The sequence below is a fragment of the Methylophaga sp. UBA5088 genome, assembly GCF_002414625.1.
Taxonomy (GTDB): domain Bacteria; phylum Pseudomonadota; class Gammaproteobacteria; order Nitrosococcales; family Methylophagaceae; genus Methylophaga; species Methylophaga marina.
This window is the reverse complement of sequence record NZ_DIAC01000131.1, coordinates 37,735-40,407: the sequence shown is the minus strand read 5'-3', so window position 1 is coordinate 40,407 and position 2,673 is coordinate 37,735. Positions and strand designations below refer to the sequence as shown.

At 38.4% G+C, this 2,673-nt stretch carries 2 protein-coding genes and 1 pseudogene; all 3 read right to left on the bottom strand.

Features of this window, described 5'->3' with window-relative positions:
- Positions 1-134: 134 nt before the first annotated feature.
- A complete protein-coding gene (locus B4K20_RS16310; protein WP_289283723.1) occupies positions 135-1,601 on the bottom strand; it encodes a DUF6602 domain-containing protein in 1,467 nt (488 codons plus the stop codon).
- A gap of 105 nt (positions 1,602-1,706) precedes the next feature.
- Positions 1,707-2,183 carry a TIR domain-containing protein gene (locus B4K20_RS16305; RefSeq protein WP_289283722.1) on the bottom strand — a complete coding sequence of 159 codons (477 nt, stop codon included), beginning with the start codon at positions 2,181-2,183 and terminating at the stop codon, positions 1,707-1,709.
- Positions 2,184-2,186: 3 nt separating this feature from the next.
- Positions 2,187-2,673 (bottom strand): annotated as a pseudogene (locus B4K20_RS16300) (hypothetical protein); the annotation flags it as partial.

Genomic DNA, 2,673 nt, shown 5'->3' with positions numbered 1-2,673 from the left:
TGCTGATAAATATGCGAAATTGAGGATAAGAGAATTTATGAAGTCTGTCAGGGCACTTCATTTATCAAGTGCTTTCTTATTTGAAACACTATAATTTTTGTGGGGATCGTACAGACTCTGACCCTATTGATTTTTCAGTCGCCCTGTTGAGCGTAGCGAAACGGGGTCGGCTGCAAGGCCTTGTTAGATTCTGTCTGTTCAATGTCTCTTATATATTCTGACGAAGATAGCTCACCCTTAAACCACAACCCGAGTTGATCCAATCTGTGAATGATTGATTCCTGACCAAAATCATGCTCTCCAGGGCTAGCCGACCTCGGAATCCAATCTTTATCTCCAATATGGCTCTCAAATTTCACTTCAACTGAATCAGTTGACATTAAGTCATTAAAGCCTTTCTGAGCTGTTCTTTTTGAGTAAAAATCACCGTCAAGATAGTCAAATAGAGTGGCAATAAATGCTGCAGTCTGCACATCAAGTCCATTTTCATCAGTTATTGAATATAGGCTGGGCACAATATTTTTGCCTTCCTTTCCTCCATGGTACGCATACTTTGTAAACAAAAAATGTTCATTTAAAGCACACACTGCGGTCACCTCATGATAGAGATACGGCACCTCTCGCGTCATTTTCGATTGGACGGCCTTTTCAAAATATGGCTTTCTGTAAAATCTGTTTATGGATTCCGCTACTTTCTTTGAATTCTCGAAATTCGAATTAAATGCGTACACACCTTTAAATATAGGAAGGCTTGGCTTAAATAACCCCGCTCTAAATATGTCATAGAATAACTGAAGTGAGCCTTTCAGTTTTTCACTATCGAGGGTTGTCTTTACCTCTATTATGCCTCTAACCGCCTCTTTATGAACAACAATCAAATCACCTTCTTTAAAAACGACGGGAAAGTTCACTTTGTCATATATGATGATATCCAATTGTCTAGACACATCCTCAATAAAGCCAGTGCCAACACCAAAACGAGAAGGCAGATATTTTTCGAGCAATGAACGTAGAATGTATTCTCTATAGTTGCCAGCAGTTTGGCCATGAGAAGTTAATAATGATATTTGCTTGCTCTTAACCGCTATTTCTTGGGCTAACGACCCATAATATTGCTTGCTATTTTCTGATTTTGTTTTTAACTCTGTGAACTCGATAAACTCCGACGTTTTTGTAGAGGCGTATCGATAAAGAAGCTTTTCGGAAATAAGAATTTTTAGAATAGCGGATATTCTTTCTGCTTTTTCATTTGTCTCTTCTTGGATCTTGCTTTCTGCTTTTTTTATTTCAATGCGATTAGACTTTGAATCAATAAGCAATTTTTTAAGGCATTCCTCAACAGCAATGTAACTGCTTAACTCATCATTCAGACCAGAAGGTCTTTTCCCCCTTAATAGGAATGAGGAAAAACTAGGAAAAAAAGGCCCATCCAGCTCATCAACAGGTACTTTTATAAAGCGCTCATCCTCTGGATGCTCAGGAGTTTTATAGTAATAAGCTATTAGGACTCCATCCTTCTCATATGTCAGATAGAGCCGTGCGTCAGCGTACGATGTATTTTCACAAATGAAAGCTTCCCCTGCTTCTGGTTTATATCCCATATGCCCTCTAAATTTGATAAAGAATCTAACGCCGCGCTCTGCGGCAATTTTGGAGCGCAGCGGTAAAATTGTCCGACAGCAGCGCTTTGTTATAAGCTCATACCACTATCGACCAGCAGCCTTTGCAGCCTTCTCAATCCAATCACCCATGTTATTGTAACCGTCATCATCAACCCAATCATATGTTGGATAAGTTATTACTTTTCCAGCTTTTTTGAACTCCCAATTATCAAAAGGATTTTTTCCCTTTTTACTAGTATTACCATTGCTATCTTTCTTTTTATGAATATAGATACCCAACATGCCATTTCCCTTTTTATGACTTGCTGTTATTTCGTAGTCAATCCACTTCTTGCCTGCTGTATCAGAACCGATTAAAACTACAGTAACTGAGGTCCCCTTCAGCTGCTCGTCAATCCATTTTTCAATATCAGTGTCTTTCTTCTTCTTTACCTCTTCCCATTTGGCCGTATCAAAAAAGCCTGATGCTTTTCGATCTTGGGTTACCCAGCTATTTCTAATATTTGCTGCTCGCCAATTGTCAGCCTTATATCTAAAACTAAAAAATGATTGTCTAGCCATTGATTACTCCCTATCCATTAAGTTAATAATTTTAATTACTGATTCGATTAATTCTTCAGACTTTGCTTTACTATTACCAATATCTGAAAAGAGTTTTTTCATTTCGTCTGAAGTCTCAGCGCAATTTTGTATTTCAGAGTTTTTCTCGTTCCATAGTTCTTCAGCCATATAACCAGTAGCTCCAACAGGAATCAAAAAAAGTCCCTTGCTCTTAGCAATTTCATACTCTTCACGCATTCCATTTGATAACAAAAGTTTTTTACCATCGGACTTATTACCAAATAAAAATAAAGCGATTCCAGCATGGTTTATCATGTCTTCTCTATACTTTGACCATAATGCAGACAAGGGCAGTCCACCTTCTGTGGACTGAGGAAAAGGGCGCAATACTAGTTGGTCTTCTACTTTAGCTTTAGGGCTGGTGAAAGTTTGCTCTAAGACTCCAGATATTACAGAGCTTCCAACCCCCAACCCAAATCCAGAAACAACA